Genomic DNA, 22883 nt, shown 5'->3' with positions numbered 1-22883 from the left:
CCCCTCCAGGGGAGGGTAAGCAAGAAGCGCCTTATCGCCTGAACCGCGCCACCAATTCCACATGTGGCGTGTGGCGGAATTGGTCGACGGGCGTGACGCCTTCGATTTTGAAACCGCCGTCGATCAAGATCTTCGCATCGCGCGCGAACGTCGTGACGTTGCACGAGACCGCAACCGCCGTCGGCACCTTGCTCGCCGCAATCTGCGTCACCTGCGCTTGCGCGCCCTGCCGCGGAGGATCAAACACCACCGTATCGTAGTCTCGCAACTCCTGCGGCATCAGCGGGCGTCGGAACAGGTCGCGCGCTTCGGCCTTGACCGGCTTCAGCCCTGAGGTGGAGGTCGCGGCTTTCTGCAAGGCTGCTACCGCGCCGGCGTCGCTGTCGAAAGCGGTTACACGCGACTTCGCCGCAAGCCGCAGCGCGAAGGGGCCGACGCCGCAGAACAGGTCGGCGACATGCTTGGCGCGCTTGCAATGCTCGAGGACGAGCGCAGCCAGCGCCTCCTCGCCCGCCACCGTGGCCTGCAGGAACGAGCCGGGCGGCAGCGTGACCTGCGCCGCGCCAATCGAGATTACGGGCGGCGTTCGCATCAGCACCAGTTCGCCATGGCGCGTCAGCCGCGCCAGCCGGTGCTGTTCGGCGATGCGCGACAGCCGCGCGATCATGGCTGAAGATACCGGCCCGGAGCCACGCACATCGACGTCGAGGCCGCTATTGGTCGCGGTGATCTGGATGTCGAGCGGCTTGCCCATCGCAATCAACGGCTCGGCGATGGCCCACGCGGCCTCGATCGCGCCGCTCAATTGCGGGTCGAGGATCGGACAGCGGTCGATCGGAATGATGTCGTGCGAACCGGCCGCTGCATAGCCGACCTTGAGCACGCCATGCGTTCCCATCCGCGCGTGCAGGGTGACGCGCCGGCGGCCCGCGCCATGGGCATCGACGAGGGTTGCGACGTCGCAATCGATTCCCGCCTGCGAGAGCGTCGTCACCACGGACCCGCGCTTCCAGGCGCGATAGGGTTCGGCGTCCCAGTGCTGGATCGCACAGCCGCCGCAGACGCCGAAATGCGGACAGAACGGTGCGACGCGCTCGACGCTCGCCGTCTCGACCTTGAGCAATCGCCGGCGGTCGGGATGGTGGCCCGGAACCGGACCGGCCTCTATTGTTTCGCCGCCGAGCGCGTACGGCACATAGACGTTGCCGCCGCCTGATATGGCGACGCCGTCGCCGTGATGGCCGACATGGTCGATGACGAGGCGCTCGCTCTCAGCCACGGCGCGCGCCCATGAAGAACTCCATATTGCCGTCGCCGCCTTTGATCGACGACGGAAACACCTGGATATCGGTGCAGCCGAGCGAGGCGGCGAACGCCGAGATGTCGTCGCAGATCGCCTGATGCACCATCGCGTTGCGGATGATGCCGTGCTTGGAGTGCTTTCGTTCCGCCTCGAACTGCGGCTTGATCAGCGCGAGCAGGTGCATCGGGGCTGCGGCCAGCGACAGCGCCACCGGCAGCACCGCCTTCAAGGAAATGAAGCTGACGTCGATAACGACGACATCCGGCCGGGCGGGCAGGCGCTTGCCCTCGAACTGGCGGATGTCGGTTTCTTCCATCGACACGACTTTGGGATGGCTCTGCAGCGAGGGATGCAACTGGCCGCGCCCGACATCGATGGCGAAGACGAGGCTGGCGCCGTTCGCCAGCAGCACCTCGGTGAATCCGCCGGTGGAGGCACCGACGTCGAGGCAGACATGATCCTCGATCTCGATCGGATAATGCTCCAGCGCGCCGGCGAGCTTGACGCCGCCGCGCGAGACGTAAGGGTGCGCGGGCTGGGCGGACAATTCGGCATTGACGGCGATCATCTCCGATGCCTTCAGCACGGGCCTGCCGTCAGCCGTCACGCCACCGGCGTCGATCGCAGCGCGTGCGCGGGCGCGGCTTTCGAACAGGCCGCGCTCGACCAGCAGCACGTCCACGCGCGTGCGGGGAGAGGTTTCGCTGTCGCTCTTGTCAGCCAAGTTCAGTCCGATTTGCCGTGGCGCGATCCGCCGCCACAGCGACGCAGACCTCGAACGAGGTGAGATCGTGCCAGATATCTTGCGGCCGCTGCCGCGGCGTCACCAGTCTAGCACCATGCAGATCGAGCGTGTGGATCATCATGAGATTGTCGGGCAGGCCGAAATCTTCCACCGCCAGCCCGTCGCCGTCGATCAGATGGCCGGTGGCGGATTTGGTCACATCGTAGTTCCGCTTTACCCGCTCAACATAGGCTGCGGGGTCGTTGCTATAGGCCAGGCAGAGCTTGCGGCGACCGGCCATGTAGCCGAGTTCATAGACCGTGCCGGCGTCGGCACTGGGGCCGCGAAACGGCGTAAGATTGGCAATGATTGCGTCCGCCGCATCCATCATTGCTTCATTGCCCTTGAAGATCGAAAGCGACGCGTCGGCGGCGGCAAGGTCAACCGCGTTGTCGAGCGGGTAGAGGCCGGTCAGCCCATACTGGGCGCAGATCGCGGCTTTGCGGCGCCCGATCTCGATTGAATCAGGCAGGAACACATCGGGACCCGCCAGATAGATCTTCATGGGATTACCGGCGCCAAGGAACGATGCGATCCGACCTCCCCCGCAAGCGGGAGAGGTGAAGCGTGTCCGCGGATAGACCTTAACCCTAGGCGAGCTTGACGGTCTCGGTCTTGTAGTCCTTGCCGAGCGCGTCGAACACCTTGGCGACGATGCCCTTGGCGTCGAGCCCGGCATGGGCATACATCGCGTTCGGCGAGTCGTGGTCAATGAACTCGTCGGGCAGGATCATCGCACGCATGCGCAGGCCGCCGTCGAGCATGCCGTGTTCGGCCAGCGTCTGCATGACGTGCGAGCCGAAGCCGCCGATCGAGCCTTCCTCGATGGTGAGCAGCACCTCGTGGTCGCGCGCCAGCTTCAGCACCAGATCGACGTCGAGCGGCTTCATGAAGCGGGCGTCGGCGATGGTGGTGGACAGGCCGTGAGCGGCGAGTTCGTCAGCAGCCTTTTCGCATTCGGCTATTCGCGTGCCGAACGAGAGCAGGGCGACCTTGCTGCCCTGGCGGACGATGCGGCCCTTGCCGATCTCGAGGGGGATGCCGACCTCGGGCATTTCGACGCCGCGGCCTTCTCCGCGCGGATAACGCACCGCGCTCGGCCGGTCGTTGATCGCGACTTGCGTGGCGACCATGTGCACCAGTTCGGCTTCGTCGGACGCCGCCATGATGACGAAGTTCGGCAGGCAGCCGAGATAGGCGTTGTCGAACGAACCGGCATGGGTGGCGCCGTCGGCGCCGACCAGGCCGGCGCGGTCGATCGCGAAGCGGACCGGCAGGCTCTGGATCGCAACGTCATGGACCACCTGGTCATAGCCGCGCTGCAGGAAGGTCGAGTAGATCGCGCAGAACGGCTTGTAGCCTTCGGTGGCAAGCCCCGCCGCAAACGTCACCGCATGCTGCTCGGCAATGCCGACGTCGAAGGTGCGCTCCGGAAATGACTTGTTGAAGATGTCGACGCCGGTACCCGACGGCATCGCGGCGGTGATGGCGACGATCTTGTCGTCCTTCTCGGCTTCCTTGACCAGGCTCTGGCCGAACACGTTCTGGTAGGCCGGCGCATTCGGCTTGGCCTTGGCCTGCGCGCCGGTGGCGACGTCGAACTTGACGACGGCGTGATACTTGTCGGCGGAGGCTTCCGCCGGACCGTAGCCCTTGCCCTTTTGCGTCACGACGTGAACCAGGATCGGGCCGGTTTCCATGTCGCGGACGTTCTTCAAAACAGGCAGCAGATGGTCGAGGTTATGGCCGTCGATCGGGCCGACGTAATAGAAGCCGAGCTCCTCGAACAGCGTGCCGCCGTCCATCATGAAGCCGCGGGAATATTCCTCGACGCGGTTGGCGCGGTTGGCGAGGATTTTCGGCAGGCGCTTGTTGATCTGCTTGGCTGCGTCGCGCAGCGTGCGGTAGGTCTTGCCGGAGTAGAGGCGGGAGAGATAGGCGCTCATCGCGCCGACCGGCGGCGCAATCGACATGTCGTTGTCGTTGAGGATGACGATCAGCCGCGAATTCATCGCGCCTGCGTTGTTCATGGCTTCATAGGCCATGCCGGCCGACATCGCGCCGTCGCCGATCACGGAGATCACGTTGTTCTTGCCACCGGAGAGGTCGCGCGCCACGGCCATTCCGAGGCCGGCGGAGATCGAGGTCGAGGAGTGCGCGGCGCCGAACGGGTCGTAGTCGCTCTCGGTGCGCTTGGTGAAGCCGGAGAGGCCACCGCCGGTGCGCAGCGTGCGGATGCGGTCGCGGCGGCCGGTCAGGATCTTGTGCGGGTAGGCCTGGTGGCCGACGTCCCAGATCAGGCGGTCGCGCGGCGTGTCGAAGATGTAGTGGATCGCGGTGGTCAGTTCGACGACGCCGAGGCCGGCGCCGAAGTGGCCACCGGTCACCGAGACGGCGTCGATGGTTTCCTGGCGGAGCTCGTCCGCGACCTGCCGCACCTGCTCGATCTTGAGCTTGCGAAGATCCTCGGGCGTTCGGATGGTATCGAGAAGCGGCGTTTTACTATATGTGGTCACTGCGATATTCCAATTTTGCATGTCGGGATAAAGGCCCGACGCGAGACGGGAAGCGCGTTAACCGCGCCGCGAAAATCCGGACCCACCTGCCAGTCCGGCAGGCCGGTACCTGATTTGAAAGCCTAGATGCACTCCGGTTTGAACCCTGTGATATGCATCACTTAGTCGCTTCTAACCCTTCCCGGTTCAGTTTCTTTAGCTATTTGAAGCGCTTGCTGCCGTCGAAAATCACCCGGCAGGCTGCTCTCCCAGCGGATTGAACCGCAAGCTTTACACTAAAGCCGCCGCCAAAGCCAACCCGGCGCGCCGATTCGGTCCTGGGGCCCGGGGCCGAAAAGGCCAGATTTCTCAACCGCTGCGGCGGGCGGATGGTTCCTTTTTGCTCAAATCGGCGGCACTTGCGGCGGCCGTGGTGGCGGCTTGGAGCCTTTTCCAGGCCCGGTCGCGGGCTCCGGAATCGCCAGTGGCGACATCGAGCGCAGCGTCGGGGACGGCCATGCGCGAGCTGAGCGGGACCGGCCCGCAGACGATCATGAAGAAGTCGTAGGCGTTGGGCCGTTCGTTGGCCATCACGAACTGGAAATGCACGCGGAAGAACTGCCAGCGGAATTTCTCGTAGTGCTCGGGCCGGATGATGTCACGGAAGCGAACCGGCACGATCTTCGGGTTGCGCCGCGCCGCCCCGACGTCGATGCCGTGGCTCGTGATCGGATCGAACTGGTAGAAATTCATCACGTCCTTGCGGGCCTGACAGTCGATCCAGTCGACCGACGGCTCGACCGCCAGCGTCCGCAGATGCTCGCGAAATTCTTTCGATACGGCGTGATAGCCGACGATCGGGAAATTACCGCCGATCGTCAGCAGCACGATCCGCGGCCCGTGACGGCCGAGCGCGGGATCGAGCCTGAGCGCACGCGCCAGCATTTCCGTGCTCAAGAACGATCCGGAACTATGGCCGACGATGACGACCTCGTCGGCGTCGGTGCTCCTGGCGACGTTGACCAGATGCTGCGCAAAGCGGTCGATGCGCTGGTCCCATTCCGGGCGCTCGCGATGCGAGAATTCCCAGGTCCAGATCGTGTCGCACAGGAGATAAAGCACGTAGGTGGCATTCTCGGTGTATTTCAGCACCGTGCCGAGCAGGGCAACGAAGAGGGCGGCCGCGATGGCGATGCTGATTGCGTCGGGAATGCCGATGGCGTTCAGGCCCTTCTCGAACACGAAGGCGATGGCGCCGACGCACACGGCCTCCAGCAACAGCATCAGGTGCGGATAGGTGATGAAAGTCGCAAAACGCCAGTTCGCCTTGCCGAAGCGGGCAATGGTGCCGGCGAAGACGAGGCGCCAGTAGATCCAGACCGCGCTGAACACCGTGCGCCAGATCGGCGACGCCAGGTCTTGCTGGATGAAGTCCTCGAACCGGAGGAAGTCGTAGGACGTGCGTGTCTGCCAGTCGGAAGCTGTGGTATCGATGGTCCAGGACGCGATCTCGTCGTCGGACGCCACCTTTGGCCGGCTGATGGTGGCCTGGAGCTGATAAAGCCGGCCGAACTTGCGCAGCTCGGTCCGGAACATGCGGTAATATTGCGCCAGCCCGCGCGGATCGTAACCCTGAATATAGATGATATGGCGGTGCTCGACGCGCACGTACTGTCCCCAGATGTCGGCGGACTATATCAGGCTGTGCGGGGGGCAAAGAACTAATTCGGCTGGTCCGCCTCCCGCGGCCGGGAGGGCGGAATTCGCCCGATATTCCCGATTGTTGCGCGAACCCCGAAAGAACGGACGGCAGGCTTACTGCACGTCGAGCGGCTCGGTCCCCGTGACCTGGCCGTTCGCATCGGTCGTGATTTTGTCGACGCGGGCCTCCGCCTGCCGCAGCAATTCTTCGCAGCGGCGCTTGAGCGCCTCGCCACGTTCGTAGATCGCGACCGATTCCTCCAGCGGCACCTTGCCGTCCTCGAGCCGTTTCACGATCGATTCGAGCTCCTCGATCGCCCGCTCGAAGGAGAGTTTTTTGACGTCCATCTGGTTATTTTCGGCCATATCGAGTTCCCGAATGCGCGCCGTTCAGGCGCGGAATCAAACTATAACGTTTTCAAGCGAAGTGGGTACCGGCTCGCACGTAGAAAACGCGTCAAAACAAAGGGTTTTACTGATCTATTGTGGCGGAGGTTTACGCGCCCATCAGCGCCGTGACATGCGCCGCCACCGACTCTTTCAACCCCTGCAGGTCGTAGCCGCCCTCCAGCACCGAGACAACCCGTCCGCCGGCGCTATGGTCGGCCACTTCCATCAGCTTGCGGGTGACCCAGCCGAAATCATCCGCCTTCAGGTTGATAGAGGCGAGTGGGTCGCGATAATGCGCGTCGAAGCCGGCGGAGATGATGATCAATTCCGGCGAGAACTTCTGCAATTGCGGCAGGATCAGGTTTTCGAACGCGGCGCGGAATTTGGCGCTGCCGTCTTCGGAAGCCAGCGGCGCATTGACGATGGTGTCATGCTCGCCGCGCTCGCCGCTGGCGCCGGTGCCCGGAAACAGCGGCATCTGGTGCGTCGAGCAATACATCACGGTCGGATCGTGCCAGAAGATGTCCTGCGTGCCGTTGCCGTGATGGACGTCGAAATCGACGATCGCGGCGTGACCGATGCCGTATTTGCGCTGGGCGTGACGTGCGGCGATCGCGACATTGTCGAAGAAGCAGAAGCCCATCGGCTTCGAGACCTCGGCATGATGGCCGGGCGGGCGCACCGCGACGAAGGCGTTCTGGTGGGTTCCGGACATCACCGCATCCGTCGCAGCCACCGCGCCGCCGACGCCGCGCATCACCGCTTCCCAGGTGCCCGGCGACATCGATGTATCGCCGTCGATATAGATCATCCCGCTCTGAGGGGCGATGTGGCGGAGTTCGCCGATATAATGTTCGCCATGGCACAGCGTGACCGAATCAAGATTGCCCGCCGGCGCATCGCCGCGCGAGAGCGGTTTGAAACGCTCTTCCCCCAGCACCTCGGCGACCGCGCGCAGCCGGTCGGGGCGCTCGGGGTGCCCCGGAGGCGTGACATGGTCGAGACAGGCAGTATGGGTCAGAAGCAGCGTCATGCAAAATCCTGGCGTTAGGGCGCGCGCCGGTAAGGAGCGGCTAATCTAGGCGCTTAGAGGCCGCTCGGAAAGGCCCGAGGGCCGGACCCTTCGCGTCGCTGCTAATTTACCCTGGTGATGCGATCGGCGGCGGTCGGACTGACCGGGCTGTTTGCCGCAAAATAGGCGTGCAGCGCGTCGACGTCGTAGATGCCGACCTGCGGTGCGGTTCCCTCCGTCAGCACGGTGAAGCCGTCGCCGCCGACGAACAGGAAGTTGTTCACGGTGACGCGATAGCGCGCAGCGGGATCGATCACTTGCCCGTTAAGCGACATTCGTTCTGCGAGCACGCGTTCGCCGCCGGGCTTCGATGCGTCCCATGCGTAGCTAAAACCCTTCGACACCTGCAGGATCCTCGGGCGCTTCGGATCGAGCCATTGCTGCTCCAGCATGTCCTTGATCTGCTTGCCCGTCAGCGTCAGCGTCACCAGTTGATTGCGGAACGGCTGGCTGGCGAACACGTCGCCATAGGTCACCGCGCCATCTTCCTTCCGCGTTACGTCGGCGCGCACGCCGCCGGGATTGGTGAACGCGATGACCGCGCCGCCTTTCGTCTCGCTGCTGGTCGCGGCGAGTTGCGCATCTGCGATGATGTCGCCGAGCGGGCTTTCGCCGGCGGCATTCGGCATGCGCGATAGCGTTGCCGTCACCGAGCCCGCCGGACGGTTGGCGATCGGCGCGGCAAGCCTGTCGTAGGATTCGATCAGCGCGGTCTGTTGAGCGTCCTTCGCCAGCGTTGCGGTGTGGACGATGGTGTTGTCGGCCTTGGCGCTGATGACGTCGCGCGTGACGGGATCGAGCTTGAGATCGATCGCGGTGACGAGCGTGCCGTACTTGTCGCCGGAGGTAACGAGCCGTCCGTCGATCTCGCAGACATAGGCGCGATGAGTATGGCCGGAGACCACGACATCCACCGCTTTGTCGAATTTCTTCACGATATCGACGATCGGCCCCGAAACGCCGGGGCATTCGTTGTAATCGCCGGTCGGCAATCCGCCTTCGTGGATCAGGACGACGATCGCCTCGGCGCCGCGCGCCTTCAGTTCCGGGATCAGCGCGTTCACCGTATCAGCCTCGTCGCGGAATTCGAGATCGGCAACACCGACAGGTGCAACGAGGCCAGGGGTGCCCTTCAAGGTCAGGCCGATGAAGGCGACCGGGATGCCGTCGAATGTCCGGATTTCGTATGGAGGAAACACCGTCTTGCCGCTGCTCTTCTCGATCGTGCTGGCGGCGAGATAGCGGAATTTCGCGCCGGTGAACGGGTGCGGCCCCTGGCATTTGTCGACCGGATGGCAACCGCCGTTCTGCATGCGCAAGAGTTCGTCCTTGCCCTCGTCGAATTCGTGATTGCCTACGGAGGAAAGCGCCAGCCCCATCATCGACAGCGCTTCGATCGTCGGCTCGTCGTGGAACATCGCCGACAGGAATGGGCTGGCGCCGATCAGGTCGCCGGCCGCGACGAAGATCGAGTTCTTGCGCCCGTCGCGAAGCTGGCTCACCAGCGTCGCCATATGCTCGGCGCCGCCGGCGGCGACGGTGATCTTCTTCGTCTTATCTTCGGGATCGGCGATCGTGATTCCGCCCGGCGGCGGACGGAGGTAGCCGTGAAAATCATTGATCGCGAGAATGCGCAGGTCCACCGGCGCGGTGGTTTGCGCGCCTGATGGCGTCGCAGCCAGTGCCGTGATGATCGCCAATGCAAGGATAGGACGGAAAAGAACTTTCATGGATACCGAAGTGGTAGCCCGCATGAGCGCAGCGACATGCGGGACCGGCGGGAGTTAAAAAAGTCCCGGATGTCGCTGCGCTCATCCGGGCTACGTTTGTTATTGGCGGCGACAGTGCCGCTGGCCAATCATCCGGTCGCATCCTACATGATCCGGCAGAAGGCCCAACTTTCCCCGGCGATTTTTTCAGGGATGTGACTACAAGGATAACGCAATGCAGCTAGGCGGAATTCATCACCTGACCGCGATCTCGGCGAAGCCGCGGGAGAATTTGGCGTTTTACACCGGCCTGCTCGGCATGCGGCTGGTGAAGAAGACCGTCAACCAGGACGACGTCAGCGCCTATCACCTGTTCTATGCCGACGGCAAAGCCAGTCCCGGCACCGATCTCACCTTTTTCGATTTTCCCGCGGCCCCCGAACGTCGCGGAACCAATTCGATCTCGCGCACCGGGCTGCGCGTCGCCGGCGAGAAGACCCTCGGCTACTGGCGGGATCGCCTCAAGAAGGCGGGCGCGGCGACCCGCGATATCGTCGAAGTCGACGGCCGCCTGACGCTGCCGTTCGAGGACGGCGAGGGGCAGCGGCTGGTGCTGGTCGACGATGGCGGCGTGGGCCCGGCCTCGCCATGGGAGCGCAGCCCGGTGCCATCAGAGCACCAGATCCGCGGCCTCGGTCCGATCGTGCTGACCGTGCAGAAATTGTCGCGCGCCGCCTTCGTGCTGACCGAGGTCATGAACATGCGCCGCGTGCGCGAGTATGCCGCCCACGGTGCCGAGATTCATGTATTCGAGATGGGCGAGGCAAAGGGACAGAGTAGCCCCGCCGCGGAGCTGCATGTGCTCGAAGACAAGGCCTCGCCAATCGCCCGCCAGGGCGCCGGTGGCGTCCACCACGTCGCGTTCCGTACCCCCGACGAGACGCAGTACCACGCCTGGACGCAGCGGCTGAACGAGCTCCGCGTCCCCAACAGCGGCGAGATCGACCGCTTCTATTTCCGCAGCCTCTATTTCCGCGAGCCCAACGGCATCCTGTTCGAGATCGCCACCGACGGCCCCGGCTTTGCGACCGATGAGCCGATGGAGGCGCTGGGTGAAAAGCTGGCACTGCCGCCGTTCCTCGAGCCGCGGCGCGCGGCGATCGAGGCGGGACTGAAACCGATTATGTAGATTTCGTAGGATGGGTGGAGCGAAGCGATACCCATCACTGTTTTGCGCCGCCGCTGATGGGTATCGCTTCGCTCCACCCATCCTACGGACTCCGTCGCCGCAACTCCGTGCCGCCCGTTAGTTCAGATGTGTATAGTATTGTCTATCCATACACATCGCGACGGGACGTCGTCCATGCGCACCAATATCGAGATCGACGACGCGCTGATGGTGGAAGCGCAGAATGCCTCCGGACAGCAAACCAAGAAGCAGACGGTGGAGCAGGCACTTCGCATGATGATCCGGTTGCGAAGGCAGCGGGAGGTCGGCAAGGCCTTCGGCAAGTACCGCTGGCGTGGCAACCTCGCCCGAAATCGCAAGGGGCGAGGGACCGGGTGATCGTTGTCGACAGCAGCGTCTGGATCGACTTCCTCAACGGCACTGGCACCGCAGTTTTCTAGCCTCGCCGAACCTCGCGCCAATATTCAAGACATCAGCATTGGATCGAGCGCAGCCGACTAGAGGCGGATGAAACAACGTAAGCCAATGGCGACGCTAAGGGCGAGTCGGGCGAACGTCTGTTTTGGGGTCACAAGCGGCGGTCGAAGGATCGCTGATGCGAAGTCCGGACTGCCCACATTGGACTGCCCACAATACCAGACCAGCCGCAAGAAACGAAGCTGGTCGGCTTGGGGCCAACAACAGACTCATGCACTGCAGCAAGACGCTGTTGATTTTGGCTTCGCTTTAGCGGCGATGGCCGCAGGCAGCGTGTAATGATCGGACTTCAAGCCCTCCCAAGCGAAGGATGAGCGGGAGGACTGTTGCCAAGCTGCTCACCAATGTGGCGCTCGATCCGTTTGGAAAGATCCCCGAATTCAAGTTCTGCGCCATGCGCGCAAAGCCAGTGGGAATTAGGACGGCGGCGGCGGAGCACGCGACGGCCGGGATCAATCGCCCCGGACCGCTGTTAGTTGGCGAAAGGCGTCTGCGGCGCGATCTTGTTCTGCGCGACGATGGCTTCGGCCCGCGCGAGATTTTCCAGCAGGCGTTGGCTGGTCAAGACAAGGAAGTAATAGCCGAACTGCGGGTTTTGGAAGTAGATCTCGAGCAGCTTTTCGTAGCTGATAGTCAGGACGCGGCCATCCTCGATACATTCGATCGTCGCGGTCCGGCGGTTGTCGGGTGTGAGGAAACCAAGCTCGCCCATCAAACGCCCCGGCGGAAGTTCGACGTTGATTTCGATGACCCGGAATTTGCCGGTAACGGTCAGCAGCATTTCGTTGGCTGCGTCACCTTTCTTCATCAAGATATCACCCTTGCGATACTTGCGGTCGGTCATGAACGGCTTGAGCCACTCCATCGACATGTCGCCCTGTGTTGCGGTGCGCGCCTTCTTCACGAGAGCGAGCATTTGACGGAGACGGTAGGCATTGATGGGAATCATCAGGAGATAAAGAAGAAAGATCGTGACGGCTCCGGTGAGCGCACCGAAGATGGCGAAGAATGCGCAACCGATCATGTTCGCGACCCGCAGCGGCACCATCGTGTGCGTCAGCAATGTGGCGACGAAGAAGATCGCGCCGACCAGGGCGAACATATTGGCAAGCGTGATGTTGTGCAGAAAGAGTTCCAGCAGGCGGTTGAAGATGGCGTCCCAGGTCACGTTGTTCGGATCGAGACCCATTTGGACAAGAATCTTCGCGAACCTGAGGTTGTCGGTTGCTGCATCGAGAATGCGGTCCAGCATGATGGACATATCTCCTTTTGGAGCCGGTGAGGCCAGCTTACCGGAAGTTGTTTTTTGCAGCGCAGCAAACTTGGCCACCCCACTTCCGAGATGGGTCATGAGCGCCGTTTTGGCAGCCGAGCCGCCACTTCCGGTCTACCCTGAGCAGCGAACCTTGTGACTGACCGGGCAGGTCTCTTGCGGACTCATGCATCGCAGCAAATCGCGCCTATAGAACAGCTCACTGTGCAGGCGCGCTATTCGGGCAACCCCGCTTTCCGGAGCCCCTCAATCAACAGCTTCGCGTTTGATAGTCCGCCCCGGGCGATAAGCGCCGATACTGTAAAGGCGGGATCGATCTCAAGCACACGCTCCGCCGCGTCGTGCGCCTCAGCGTCACGTCCGAGATGGGCGAAGGCGGACGCTAGGCAGCGGTGAGTTGTCACGAAGAGGTTCTGACGAAGGGCTTTCTTCGATACGACGATGGCCTCGTCAAAGCGGCGAAGCTCAACAAGGGCCAGCCCGATGCCAGTAAGCGTCAGGTATAGCAGCGGGTCTACCGGGCTCATGCGAACGGCACGTTCAAAGCTCCGGATCGCGTCCTCCTGCAGCCCCGCAATTCTATAGACATGGCCTCTGCTGTTCCATGTGATCCATGAATTTGGGTTGAGCGCGACCGCCCGGTCAGCCATTTCGATCTCGGCTTCACTATCGCCGACCATGAAAGCCAAGACTACGGCAGCCATTGACAAAATCTCTGGATCGTCATCGTCGAGGCTCAATGCCAAACGAGATAGCCGAATTGCTTCCTTGCGTTCGAACTGCGGGTCGGCGGCATAGCCCAACACAACGTTGTTCGTGTGACAGAGAGCTGCCAGAGCCGCGACCGAGCCAAACTGAGGGTCCAGCTCCAAGGCGCGATGAGTCAACCTTATCGCCTCGGCCAGACTCTCGCGGGTCAACGAATAGAACTGGTGCAGAGCTCGAAGAAAGAAATCATAGGCAATGAGGTTCTCCGGTCGTCGCCGCGTCGCCTTTGCAATCTCTGTGTGAAACAGTTTTGGTTGAACGGCTGAGACAACCGCTACGGTGACTTCGTCCTGAAGAGCGAAAACATCAGTCAGGTCACGCTCGAACCTGTCCACCCAAATGTGCGCGCCTGTTACTGCATCAATCAACTGGCCTGTGATGCGAACTTTCCCCTCTGCTTTGCGCACAGACCCCTCAAGAACGTAGCGCACGCCGAGCCTACGTCCGACCTCCTTTATGTCGACGGCTTGGCCTTTGAAGGTGAAACTGGAGTTGCGAGCGATCACGAATAACGATTTGAACCGCGAGAGCGCGGTGATGATCTCCTCGACCATTCCATCCGCAAAATACTCCTGCTCGGGATCACCAGACATGTTCTGAAAGGGCAGAACCGCGATGGAGGGCTTATCTGGAAGTGGCGGGGCCGCACTTAGCCTCTCGCTTAGCGCGCCGTGCGCTCCCGGGCGTACAGCAAAAGCGCGGACCGGCTTGGATATGTTCTTGAGCTGCTGTCCGCCTCGGTCCTCGAAGTCAAGGTCCAGCTTACCCTCGACCTCGCTGTACACCTTTTCGGAAATCAGGATGCCCCCTGGATCGGCCGCTCCCTCCAGTCGGACAGCAATATTGATACCGTCGCCATAGAGGTCTCCGTCTTGGCCAACGATAACGTCACCGAGGTTAAGCCCTACGCGCAACATCAGGGGACTACCGCCTGACGCGATGCTTTCCTGTATCTCCACCGCGCATCTCATGGCCGCCAACGGACTCGCGAACTCGGCTAGCGCCCCATCACCCGTCGTCTTGATAAGTCGCCCTTCGTGGCGGGAAAGATTAGGCTCGATCAATTCTCGCTTGAGCCGCTCGAACTCGGCGTAGGTGGATTCCTCAGCACGCTGCATCAACGCGGAGTAGCCGACCACATCGGCAGCCAAGATTGCCGCTAATCGCCTATGAACCCGCTGCTCGGTCATAGCGCCCTCCGAACGGCAAGACCAACCACGCCGCTGGGACAGGGAGGAGCCTAGCACTTTGTTGCGGACCTGGGGGCGATAATTGTGGGAGGCCAGATTGCCTCAAGTGGGCATTTGCCGGGCCTTCGGCGCGGCGGCAATGAGCGTGCGTCAACTCGGGGGTCCGATATGGGTCTTGGTTGTGTCACACAGCCAGGGTCAGAAGCGGACCTTCGGGGCGACGCCATGAACAGCAGCCTGGAATAACTAGAACATGCCTCCGGCCCGATAGTACGCGGCTCCCACACAAACCGGAACGCCGATGACGAAAACCAATGCATTGGCAAGAGAGTCTCGTCTGTGATCTGACATTTCAAGTCGATTGAGCAGGAAGAGCAGAACGACTGCGATGACGATTGCCAGGGCGATAGCCACTGCAAAACTCACCGTCTGGGTAGTCCGGCCATCAAAGCCCATTGCTGATACGCAGGCCTGAAGCTGCGCAACGTTGCGCCAAAACGTTAGTTTCCCAAGCCAATTCAACGCGATTTGCCCTGTCCAGTCCCCGCCGAAAAAACAATTCGCTTCTCGGCCACCCCAAATCAGCACTAAAAATCTCGCCGTCTCATCCCTCACGAGGGGCGGATCGCGATCGTCACGAACGCGGGGTGAGATGCGGTGGACGCTGGCAGCGTCAGGCGCGAGACGTTGTTCGCAGGGCGGTTATCCGTGAGCGAGCACGGCGCGCAGGACGTATGGCGCTGAAGCGTACGGCAAAACCGTGTGGTCCTGACACCCGTGGCTGGTGCCAAGCTGCCGGTGGCGAAGTTGGTCCAACCGGATCGATCTCGCCATCAAGCCGGCAGTGATGGAGGCAAGAGGAATTCGTCTCCAGGGAGAGCACGGCATAAGCCGTCAAACCATTGCGCAGGGAATGCCGGAGTGCTCCGGCTGTACCTGTATGCTCGTGTGCGCATCTCACTCCATCTCTTGCACACGAGACCGCGGGTGCAGCAAGCACCCGGCATTCCCTGCTCCCTCTGTTTGAGGGAAAAGGTTCATGCAAACCTCGGGCGCCGTGCGCCGCGAGAAGGTGAGGCCATGTCTACGAACGTTGACGCAGACGAATTCGTTACGCCCGGCAAAGAGCCGCGCCAGCGTGAGGCAACCTGCGACGCCTCAGGCTTCGTTCTTCGGAACGTACTTTCCGAGGACGCATTTGTAGCCCTGCAATCGCCACGCGTGATACGGCCCCTTGGCGAGCCAATCGGCAATTCCGATTTGCGCGTTGACCGCGCAGGCGCCCATCGTGATGCCGGACTGCTCGCTGGTGGTAACGACCTTTTCGAGACAGAGCTGGCTGTTACAGAGAACGGCGATAAGAGTGACGAGCATGGGTGACCTTCGTTGTTGAATACCCGGTTCGCTCACGCCATGCAGGGTTCGTGCCAGCAGGGTGCGCGCTCGGCCTTTAAGGAGATCGGCCCGTAAAACTACGCACTGCAAAGCCGCGCCGTTTTCGGCGCGGGACGATCTAGTCGAACGCTCAAGGGAAACAATTGCGGTGAAAGTAGAATCCGGGCGTGGGCGATTCGCAAAGCGTAGAACTACGGTCTCGGCGGCGGATTAGCCGGACTGTCATTATGCAGCAACAGTTATGCATGGCGTTGTTCGCAACGTATTGACGCTCAGCCGCATGGAAGACTTGGATTGTCCGACTGATTTTCTTCTCGACAACATTTCGGACTCAATCCTGACATCGCGCCATGTTCGCCTGCGCGCGCAACGTGTGAAGCGGTTTCGCACGACGAGCAGGATGAGACATTCGTGCAACAACCGGCGTCCTAAATTCCGGAGGGCGAATCGTTGAGCAGCTACGGCCCGCTCGTGGAGATATAATCGCATCGACGAATCCAAAGGAGTTTTCGATGTCGAAGTTTGCGATTGGCGAGCAAGTCGAAAACGTTGCCAACGATCACGAGTCAGGGACAGTTGTCGCCGTGGTTCCGAGGGCTCCATGACAGGCCGTGCAACCACGCGAGCGATCTCCGCGACCGAACTGACGGACGGCGACAACGATGCTGCGCGCATCAGGCATCAGCTTGATGCCTGGGCCAATGCCTCAACTCGCGCCCCCAGATTGGTCGCAACACCGGCGGAAGAGTTCAGCACTGAACCGTCCGGTAAGACGCCCCCAGCAGCAAAGAAACGTGGCCGCTCCGCTTCAGCGGCGGGGCGTGCCAAGGCCGGCAGGGCGACTAAGGCCAAGGCAACGGAAGTCAAAGCAACGGAAGACAAGGCAACGGAAGACAAGGCTACTGAGATCAGTAGCGAGCCGGAGGTGCCCAGCGCGCCGCTTGAGCCACCGCCCGTTTCCGCCGCGCCTGCTGTGCCTGAGATCGTTTCTCCCGTTCCCGCCCCGCCAAGGAGCGAGCGCACCAGCCGGACCTTTGCCATTGCCGCGGCGCTCGCGCTGGCAACGGTTGCGGCCTATTTTTCAGTCGCGGGCATGGCCGAAATATTTCCCGGTGATCCGGTTGCCGTGATGGTGCTCGCCGCCACGATGGAGGTCGGCAAGCTGGTGATCGCCGGATGGCTGGCGGCGCATTGGCGCCGGACCAATTGGAAAATGCGCTCGGTCATGGTCGCGCTCGTTGCCGGCCTTGCGCTGATCAACGCCGCCGGCGTGTTCGGCAAACTGGTGGAGGCGCATGTCAGCGTCGCGGCGACGGCGCGCTCCGGCGTCACCGAGCGCATCGAAGCGATCGACGCCCGCGTCTCGGCGCAATCGGCTGCCGTTACCGATTTAACCAACCGCATCGCGCAAATCGACCGTGCCGTGGATGAATCGACACGGCGCGGCCGGGTGACGCGGGCGATCAACATCGCAACGCAGGAGCGCGCGACGCGGGACGGGCTGGATACGCAGCGCCAGGCGGCCACCGCAACGCTGGTTGGACTGCAGGCGCAACGCGCGGCGCTGGCCGGCGAACGTTCGCGCATCGAAGCATCCGCCGGACCGATCCAGTATCTCGCGATGATGGTCGGTGCCGCACCCGAAGCCGCGGTTCGCTGGCTGATATTGTTGATGGTGCTCTGCTGCGATCCCGCAGCGATCGCCTTGACGGTCGCTGCGGCCAGTTCGCGACGCTAAGGAATACACTTCAATTTCAGTCGATCCCGCATGTTGCTGCGCTTGCGGGCTACGCGCTCCCGTTCAGCGGGAAGGCCTGCCCGGACCGGTTACATGGTCCTGCCTTTCGACAATTTTGCAGTTTTCGCCTGTTTTGCGGTTTTCGCCTGTTTTGATGCCTTGGGATCGTGCCGCTTGTGATCGTGCCGCGCGGTCACATGGACGCGCTTCTTTGCACTCGCTTGCGCGTCTTGCGTGTTCGTTCCGCCGCGGCGGGAGGCATATTCCTTGCCGTCGATCGGCCCGACGTGCGGCGGATCCCTGTCGAGGTAGGGCCGTCCGATTCCAAATTCCTTGCCGTGCTCATCGATCCATTTCCAGAACTTTTCCGTGGAGACCCATCGCTGCGCCCGGCTTGAGCCCTTGACGCTCACCACGTCAGCCGCGAGTCCGCGGCCGTAGCCGCCACGCAAACTCCCGCCATGGTAGGACCGATCGCTTGCCGCCTTCAGGCCGCTAGCGATTGATTGACGGTAGTCATCGCGAAACGCGCTGGTGATGCCGGGCGAGAGCCCGGCCTGCTCCGCCGCGTGGAGCATATGAAAGAGCTTTAGCTTGAAGCTCTTGTCCATGCCGCCGATCACGTAGTCCATCATGGTCATGCCGGCTCTTTCCGCGGCCTTCGGGTCCTTCCACGCAAATTCCTCGTCGACACGCCTGGTAAAGGTTTTGGTGACGGTCACCGTCTTGCCCTTCCTCTTGACGGTCACTTTCCTCCGCTCATGCACCTTGATGGCGTCGACCTTGGGCGCGCGCTCGTAGAGAGCCCACAAATAGCGATCGATGCAGGGCTCCGCGACCAGACATTCCTCGTTGATCTCGATGGTGCGCACTGCCTGCACGGCATTGTCGGGTGCAGAATCGGGCGTGATCGTCGTTGCAATCTCGGAGGAAGAAACTTCCGGCGGCAGTACCTCTGCCGGATCGGTCAGTGCGGCCACGACAACAGGTTTCGGCTCATCCGAGCCCGCGGTCGTCGTGTCAGGAGCTTTCGTCGTATCAAGAGCTTTCGTCGTATCAGGCGCTTTCGTTGTGTCAGGCGCTTTCTCGATCACGGATGCTGTAGGGATCGGCACATCGATGGCATCGATGGCGGCGCTTGCCAGCGCGATCACAGGCGGCGTGCGCGTAGGCTCGGCGGTTGCGATGAGAGATGGTTCTTGGCGTTCCACGACTGAAGGCGCGTCGGCGCTCTCGATGGAAGCAGCGGCATTCCTGGTGGAAGCGCTGATGACAGACGCGCTGACGCGTTCGGTGGAAGCCGAACCGAAGCCAGCGAGACAAACGAGAATCCAGCTCACGAGAGCCAGGGCCGCGAGAACGTTGATGCGGCGCTGCGCCGTCGTCGCCAATTGCCAGGGGTCCATGATCCGGCCTCCCAAGGCTCCGCATGAGCCTGATTACACAAGCACGCGACAGGGTTCATTCTTCGGATTGCGAAATGAATCCGCAACGGCCGAAGACTACGGGACTATCTGTTTTTTCAAGGGTGTTGCCTCAAAACAACGAGCGGCACAATGGAACTTGTTGTGTATTTTTGGGATTCTGGTGCGGTACTCCGACAAAGGCTTACCCCAGCAGTGCCGCATCCGCGCCGTTCACCGCATCGGCGCTGTCGGTCACCGTCTTCTCCAGCGATCCCGCCTGCACGGTAATATTCTCCGCAAAGAACCGCGCGACCGTCACGTAGCGCTGCGGATCGCCGGCATCGCCATGGCTCTTCGCGGCCAATGCTTCGCCGGCCAGCATGCAGCCGCCAAGCGTCGAGCCGAACAGGCGCAGATAAGGCGTGGCGCCGGCGAGCGCGTCGTTCGGCGCAGACGCCACGCGCTCCAGGAGCCACTTGCTGGCGCGCTCGAGCGAGCCGAGCGCCTCGCGCAGTTTCGCGCCGGTCGTGCCGAAGGCGGGATCGTTCGAGGTTTCGACCTGCTTGACGATGCCGCCGAGTTCGTCGAGCAGCGCCCACACCGATGCGCCGCCATTCGCGGCGAGTTTTCGCGTCACGAGGTCGATCGACTGGATGCCGTTGGTGCCCTCGTAGATCGAGGTGATGCGCGCGTCGCGATAATGCTGCGCGGCGCCGGTCTCCTCGATGAAGCCCATGCCGCCATGAATCTGCACGCCGAGATACGTCACCTCGTTGCCGATGTCGGTGGAGAATGCCTTTGCGACCGGAGTCAGCAGCGCGCCGCGCGCGGCCGCGTCGGCGCGCACCTTCGGGTCCTTGGCGCGGGCGGAGATATCGAGCGCCACCGCTGTCGCGTAACAGATCGAGCGCGCCGCGGCCGTCATGCTGCGCATCTGCAACAGCATGCGCTTGACGTCGGGATGCACGATGATCGGGTCGAGCCCGTCGCCCTTCTTGCCGATCGCGCGGCCCTGTTTGCGCTCTTGTGCAAAGGCCAGCGCCTGCTGATAGGCGCGGTCGGCAATGCCCACGCCTTCGAGGCCGACGCCGAGGCGGGCCTGGTTCATCATCGTGAACATGCATTGCATGCCCTTGTTTTCCTCACCGATCAGGTAACCTATCGCGCCGCCATGATCGCCCATCGTCATGGTGCAGGTGGGGGAGGCGTGCATGCCGAGCTTGTGCTCGACGCCGGACGGATAGATGTCGTTGCGCTCGCCGAGCGAGCCGTCGGCATTGACGAGGAATTTCGGAATCAAAAACAGCGAAATCCCCTTGGTGCCCGCGGGCGCATCGGGCAGGCGTGCCAGCACGAAATGCACGATGTTGTCGGTCATGTCGTGGTCGCCATAGGTGATGAAGATTTTGCTGCCCTTGATGCGGTAGGTGCCGTCGCCGGCGCGTTCGGCACGGGTGCGCAGTGCGCCGACGTCGGAGCCGGCCTGCGGCTCGGTGAGCTGCATGGTGCCGGTCCATTCGCCGGAGACGAGCTTTTGCAGATAGATCTTTTTCAGTTCCTCGCTGCCATGGGCGTCGAGCGCCTCGATCGCCGAGAGCGTGAGCAGCGGGCAGAGGCCGAAGGCGATATTCGACGCGCTCCAGATTTCGGTGCAGGCGGCGTTGATGGCCAGCGGAAGGCCCTGGCCCCCAAACGCTTCCGGACCCGATACCGCGTTCCACCCGGCGGCGGCCCAGCGCTGGTAGGCGTCCGGCCAGCCCGGCGCGGTCGTCACCTTGTTGTCCGCAAGCTTGATGCCGTGTTCGTCGCCCACGCGGTTCAGCGGCGCCAGTACGTCGCCGGCGAATTTGCCGGCTTCCTCCAGCACGGCGGCGGCGATCTCGGCGTCGAAATCGCCGTAATGGCCGGCCTTCACAGCCGCCTGCAGGCCTGCGCCGTGGTTGAGTGCGAGCAGGATATCGGAGATCGGCGCGCGGTAAGTCATGACGAAAATCTCGCTTTTTGGGTAGTGAGCTGCCGCCGTCTTCCCACGAAACCGGGGTTCTCTCAACTCTCCGGTGGGCGGTATCGGTCCCGCCCGGGCGCGAAAAACCAGCCCCGGAGACCGGAAGCAGTGACGCTTTATTAAAGGGTCGGATCGAGGGAGCTGATTTTGGGTGAAATTCGCCCCCGCTGCCTGTTGAAATGGCGGGGCTCCCTCTATAGACCGGCGGTGCCGGATACGGATCGCGTCGGTCCCCGCATCCCGGCCCGGCCTTTTGGGGCGTAGCCAAGCGGTAAGGCAGCGGATTTTGATTCCGCCATTCGGAGGTTCGATCCCTCCCGCCCCAGCCAGTTGAAATCACTCGGCAATCGCACTTTGTTCGGGGGGATCATTCTGAACGCTTTTCTGCTGCCCATTCTGAACGTCGGTCGCCATTTCGTTCGCCAGCCTGCGCGCGTGCCGCTTGCGAGTTGCCGCCAGCACTCGCTTCTCGGTGCGCTTGGCGTAGCCGATGTAGCTCTGCTGCGTCCGGTGCGCTGACAGCGCGCGCCCCTGTCCATCGGTCAGCTCTGCCTCCTCCAGCTCGGTCATGCCGCCATGCCGGCAGGCGTCGAAGGTGAAGTGCGAGGGCAATCCTAGCTTCACCCGCATCCGCTGCACCTTGTGTTGCATCGTGCTGAAACCGAACGGCTTGGCCTTACCTTCCTCGACCTCGTGCAGGACCATCGGCGTGCCGAGACGCTTCAAGTGCTGCGACCTTATCGAGATAGGCCCTGCTGATCTTGTATTCCCGAAACAGCCAATCCACCGTGCCGTGCTTCGGCATGTTGGGCGCGCTAATCGGGAGCCCTTTGCGCTGCGTGTCCCATTCATCCAACTGGCCGTTCAACACGCCGGCGCGCTTCGTCATCACGGCAAAGTCGGTGCCGAACGGCTCGCCCTGGACGGAACACTTCAGCTTCCGGTACTTTGTCGGCACATTGTAGTAGTAGGCCGTCTCGCCGCGAGCACAATGCGGTCAGCACTTGGTCGTCACCTTTCGATGCCTTCTTACTGGTGCGGCGCTGGTTCGGCATCCAATGCTCCCGGCACAGCGTCTAGAGAGGCAACTCTCGCGCTGTTCACTGACATGCACGTTGAGCCTGCGGGGATATCCTAGATCGGATGGCGGCATGGACCCTTTCACTACGACTCTGAGGGTCGGACGTTCGAACCGTTCCAGGCGCCATCTATCTTATTCATATGTCATCGATTTTCAGAACGCTCTAAAATGTCCCCAGACCAAAAATTCGCCGGTTAGTCAGAGCGATCCGCTGTGTCACTGTTCCGGATTGGAAGCGCGATCGCTCCCAATCCCCACGGAGAGCCCAAACCGGGGCGACGTCAGGCCGTCAAGGCCGAAGCCGCGAAGCGGGGGCGCGACAGCGCCAGCCTTTACGGTTTGACGCCGGTCCGATTCCTGTCGTCAGGCAGCAAGCGACCACAGATCTCGTCAGCCCGCATCTGACTCGTGCTTCGGGCGCCATGCGACGGGATCGGCAATCAGTGGTTGATGTCGGATTCATGCCAGCCGCTCCCGTTGACGCTGATCCTGATCTGCGGCGGGAACGTGCCCTCGGCGATCTTGCGGTAGATGGTGGACCGAGACAGTCCGGTTCGAGCGAGGACGGTTTTCAAGCGAATGATACGGTCTGGTTCGCGCATGGCCGCGAGCTGAAAGCGCTCGAAGACAGGGCGCGCGGTGAAAACTCGCAAGGTGCGGCAGCTCGGCGAACTGGTCATCGCCACCGGGGCTGACACACTCACCGCGAATGAACTGGCGGGTGCACTGATCACGCTGACCGATACGAAAGAGGCCGGAAAGAGGGAGGCATGGGCCAAGCGCGGGGCCGCGTTCTTTCAGGGACGATCGCGGCGAAATGCACCGACAACTGACCGCGACACGGACGGCGCTCCGGCGCAACCGGGCGGCGCGCAACCGGTATCAGGCCGCAAGGGCGCGATATGAT

The 22883-nt window shown here is 62.3% G+C and carries 21 protein-coding genes and 1 tRNA gene; 6 read left to right on the top strand and 16 right to left on the bottom strand.

Features of this window, described 5'->3' with window-relative positions; genetic code table 11:
• Window positions 1-31 precede the first annotated feature (31 nt).
• The 8 genes from LMTR3_RS32105 to LMTR3_RS32070 all read right to left on the bottom strand — a co-directional run bounded on the left by LMTR3_RS32105 (window position 32) and on the right by LMTR3_RS32070 (window position 9475).
• Window positions 32-1279, bottom strand: coding sequence for a class I SAM-dependent RNA methyltransferase (locus LMTR3_RS32105; RefSeq protein ID WP_065748945.1), 1248 nt, complete (start codon window positions 1277-1279; stop codon window positions 32-34).
• On the bottom strand, window positions 1272-2027 hold the full coding sequence (locus LMTR3_RS32100; protein WP_065748944.1) for a TlyA family RNA methyltransferase: 756 nt from the start codon (window positions 2025-2027) through the stop codon (window positions 1272-1274). The genes LMTR3_RS32105 and LMTR3_RS32100 overlap by 8 nt, the downstream gene beginning before the upstream one ends.
• The gene (locus tag LMTR3_RS32095) at window positions 2020-2592 is read right to left on the bottom strand and encodes a nucleoside 2-deoxyribosyltransferase (protein WP_065748943.1); all 573 of its coding nucleotides are present in this window, start codon (window positions 2590-2592) and stop codon (window positions 2020-2022) included. Before LMTR3_RS32095 ends, LMTR3_RS32100 begins: the two co-directional genes overlap by 8 nt.
• Window positions 2593-2677: 85 nt before the next feature.
• On the bottom strand, window positions 2678-4624 hold the full coding sequence (dxs, locus tag LMTR3_RS32090; protein WP_065748942.1) for a 1-deoxy-D-xylulose-5-phosphate synthase: 1947 nt from the start codon (window positions 4622-4624) through the stop codon (window positions 2678-2680).
• A 327-nt stretch (window positions 4625-4951) separates the two neighbouring features.
• Window positions 4952-6250, bottom strand: a complete 1299-nt coding sequence (locus LMTR3_RS32085) for a hypothetical protein (protein WP_065748941.1) — start codon at window positions 6248-6250, stop codon at window positions 4952-4954.
• 147 nt (window positions 6251-6397) lie between these two features.
• The gene (locus tag LMTR3_RS32080) at window positions 6398-6649 is read right to left on the bottom strand and encodes an exodeoxyribonuclease VII small subunit (RefSeq protein WP_028346794.1); all 252 of its coding nucleotides are present in this window, start codon (window positions 6647-6649) and stop codon (window positions 6398-6400) included.
• A gap of 130 nt (window positions 6650-6779) precedes the next feature.
• Complete coding sequence (locus tag LMTR3_RS32075; protein ID WP_065748940.1) at window positions 6780-7706, bottom strand: histone deacetylase family protein; 927 nt, start codon at window positions 7704-7706, stop codon at window positions 6780-6782.
• 101 nt (window positions 7707-7807) lie between these two features.
• Window positions 7808-9475, bottom strand: a complete 1668-nt coding sequence (locus tag LMTR3_RS32070; RefSeq protein ID WP_065748939.1) for a bifunctional metallophosphatase/5'-nucleotidase — start codon at window positions 9473-9475, stop codon at window positions 7808-7810.
• 214 nt (window positions 9476-9689) lie between these two features.
• Here LMTR3_RS32070 and LMTR3_RS32065 point away from each other — a divergent pair, with 214 nt between their 5' ends.
• Window positions 9690-10643 (top strand): ring-cleaving dioxygenase, encoded by a 954-nt coding sequence (locus LMTR3_RS32065; RefSeq protein ID WP_065748938.1) that lies wholly within the window; start codon window positions 9690-9692, stop codon window positions 10641-10643.
• A 174-nt stretch (window positions 10644-10817) separates the two neighbouring features.
• Window positions 10818-11021, top strand: a complete 204-nt coding sequence (locus LMTR3_RS32060; protein ID WP_065748937.1) for a type II toxin-antitoxin system VapB family antitoxin — start codon at window positions 10818-10820, stop codon at window positions 11019-11021.
• Between the two features lie 571 nt (window positions 11022-11592).
• Here the strand turns inward: LMTR3_RS32060 and LMTR3_RS32055 are convergent.
• The 4 genes from LMTR3_RS32055 to LMTR3_RS32040 form a co-directional block, all read right to left on the bottom strand.
• The gene (locus LMTR3_RS32055) at window positions 11593-12381 is read right to left on the bottom strand and encodes a Crp/Fnr family transcriptional regulator (protein ID WP_065748936.1); all 789 of its coding nucleotides are present in this window, start codon (window positions 12379-12381) and stop codon (window positions 11593-11595) included.
• Between the two features lie 227 nt (window positions 12382-12608).
• Window positions 12609-14351 carry an adenylate/guanylate cyclase domain-containing protein gene (locus tag LMTR3_RS32050; RefSeq protein ID WP_065748935.1) on the bottom strand — a complete coding sequence of 581 codons (1743 nt, stop codon included), beginning with the start codon at window positions 14349-14351 and terminating at the stop codon, window positions 12609-12611.
• 246 nt (window positions 14352-14597) lie between these two features.
• Window positions 14598-14939 (bottom strand): hypothetical protein, encoded by a 342-nt coding sequence (locus LMTR3_RS32045; protein ID WP_141686902.1) that lies wholly within the window; start codon window positions 14937-14939, stop codon window positions 14598-14600.
• Window positions 14940-15509: 570 nt separating this feature from the next.
• Window positions 15510-15725, bottom strand: a complete 216-nt coding sequence (locus LMTR3_RS32040; RefSeq protein ID WP_065748933.1) for a hypothetical protein — start codon at window positions 15723-15725, stop codon at window positions 15510-15512.
• Window positions 15726-16347: 622 nt separating this feature from the next.
• Between LMTR3_RS32040 and LMTR3_RS32035 the strand changes: the two genes are divergently transcribed.
• Entirely contained in the window at window positions 16348-17484 is a 1137-nt protein-coding gene (locus LMTR3_RS32035; RefSeq protein ID WP_065748932.1) for a hypothetical protein, read from the top strand.
• A gap of 89 nt (window positions 17485-17573) precedes the next feature.
• Here the strand turns inward: LMTR3_RS32035 and LMTR3_RS32030 are convergent, their stop codons facing one another.
• Together LMTR3_RS32030 and LMTR3_RS32025 are read right to left on the bottom strand one after the other, a co-directional pair.
• Window positions 17574-18890, bottom strand: a complete 1317-nt coding sequence (locus LMTR3_RS32030; RefSeq protein ID WP_065748931.1) for a D-alanyl-D-alanine carboxypeptidase family protein — start codon at window positions 18888-18890, stop codon at window positions 17574-17576.
• 202 nt (window positions 18891-19092) lie between these two features.
• Complete coding sequence (locus LMTR3_RS32025) at window positions 19093-20874, bottom strand: acyl-CoA dehydrogenase family protein (RefSeq protein WP_065748930.1); 1782 nt, start codon at window positions 20872-20874, stop codon at window positions 19093-19095.
• 275 nt (window positions 20875-21149) lie between these two features.
• On the opposite strand from LMTR3_RS32025, the gene LMTR3_RS32020 reads away from it, so the two are divergent.
• Window positions 21150-21224 (top strand) — tRNA-Gln (locus LMTR3_RS32020).
• A gap of 7 nt (window positions 21225-21231) precedes the next feature.
• Here the strand turns inward: LMTR3_RS32020 and LMTR3_RS32015 are convergent.
• Complete coding sequence (locus LMTR3_RS32015) at window positions 21232-21621, bottom strand: hypothetical protein (protein WP_065748929.1); 390 nt, start codon at window positions 21619-21621, stop codon at window positions 21232-21234.
• Window positions 21622-21734: 113 nt separating this feature from the next.
• Between LMTR3_RS32015 and LMTR3_RS39910 the strand changes: the two genes are divergently transcribed.
• Entirely contained in the window at window positions 21735-21860 is a 126-nt protein-coding gene (locus LMTR3_RS39910; protein WP_283809334.1) for a hypothetical protein, read from the top strand.
• A gap of 556 nt (window positions 21861-22416) precedes the next feature.
• Here LMTR3_RS39910 and LMTR3_RS40425 read toward each other — a convergent pair.
• Complete coding sequence (locus tag LMTR3_RS40425; protein WP_502686688.1) at window positions 22417-22755, bottom strand: helix-turn-helix transcriptional regulator; 339 nt, start codon at window positions 22753-22755, stop codon at window positions 22417-22419.
• Between LMTR3_RS40425 and LMTR3_RS32005 the strand changes: the two genes are divergently transcribed.
• Entirely contained in the window at window positions 22649-22882 is a 234-nt protein-coding gene (locus tag LMTR3_RS32005) for a conjugal transfer protein TraD (RefSeq protein ID WP_502686689.1), read from the top strand. The two genes, LMTR3_RS40425 and LMTR3_RS32005, sit on opposite strands and share 107 nt — an antisense overlap.
• Window position 22883: the final 1 nt, after the last annotated feature.

It is taken from the genome of Bradyrhizobium sp. LMTR 3 (assembly GCF_001693485.1).
In the GTDB taxonomy this organism is placed as follows: domain Bacteria; phylum Pseudomonadota; class Alphaproteobacteria; order Rhizobiales; family Xanthobacteraceae; genus Bradyrhizobium.
The sequence above is the reverse complement of the archived record's forward strand: the minus strand, read 5'-3'. Positions and strand labels throughout refer to the sequence as shown.

Excerpts from the sequence above, each read along its gene's own strand:
- LMTR3_RS32075 (WP_065748940.1), bottom strand. The coding sequence starts at position 7,706 with ATGACGCTGCTTCTGACCCATACTGCCTGTCTCGACCATGTCACGCCT.
- LMTR3_RS32030 (WP_065748931.1), bottom strand. The coding sequence starts at position 18,890 with ATGGACCCCTGGCAATTGGCGACGACGGCGCAGCGCCGCATCAACGTT.
- LMTR3_RS32040 (WP_065748933.1), bottom strand. The coding sequence starts at position 15,725 with ATGCTCGTCACTCTTATCGCCGTTCTCTGTAACAGCCAGCTCTGTCTC.
- LMTR3_RS32025 (WP_065748930.1), bottom strand. The coding sequence starts at position 20,874 with ATGACTTACCGCGCGCCGATCTCCGATATCCTGCTCGCACTCAACCAC.
- LMTR3_RS32050 (WP_065748935.1), bottom strand. The coding sequence starts at position 14,351 with ATGACCGAGCAGCGGGTTCATAGGCGATTAGCGGCAATCTTGGCTGCC.
- LMTR3_RS32070 (WP_065748939.1), bottom strand. The coding sequence starts at position 9,475 with ATGAAAGTTCTTTTCCGTCCTATCCTTGCATTGGCGATCATCACGGCA.
- LMTR3_RS32065 (WP_065748938.1), top strand. The coding sequence starts at position 9,690 with ATGCAGCTAGGCGGAATTCATCACCTGACCGCGATCTCGGCGAAGCCG.
- LMTR3_RS32055 (WP_065748936.1), bottom strand. The coding sequence starts at position 12,381 with ATGTCCATCATGCTGGACCGCATTCTCGATGCAGCAACCGACAACCTC.
- LMTR3_RS32060 (WP_065748937.1), top strand. The coding sequence starts at position 10,818 with ATGCGCACCAATATCGAGATCGACGACGCGCTGATGGTGGAAGCGCAG.
- LMTR3_RS32095 (WP_065748943.1), bottom strand. The coding sequence starts at position 2,592 with ATGAAGATCTATCTGGCGGGTCCCGATGTGTTCCTGCCTGATTCAATC.
- LMTR3_RS32080 (WP_028346794.1), bottom strand. The coding sequence starts at position 6,649 with ATGGCCGAAAATAACCAGATGGACGTCAAAAAACTCTCCTTCGAGCGG.
- dxs (WP_065748942.1), bottom strand. The coding sequence starts at position 4,624 with ATGCAAAATTGGAATATCGCAGTGACCACATATAGTAAAACGCCGCTT.
- LMTR3_RS32035 (WP_065748932.1), top strand. The coding sequence starts at position 16,348 with ATGACAGGCCGTGCAACCACGCGAGCGATCTCCGCGACCGAACTGACG.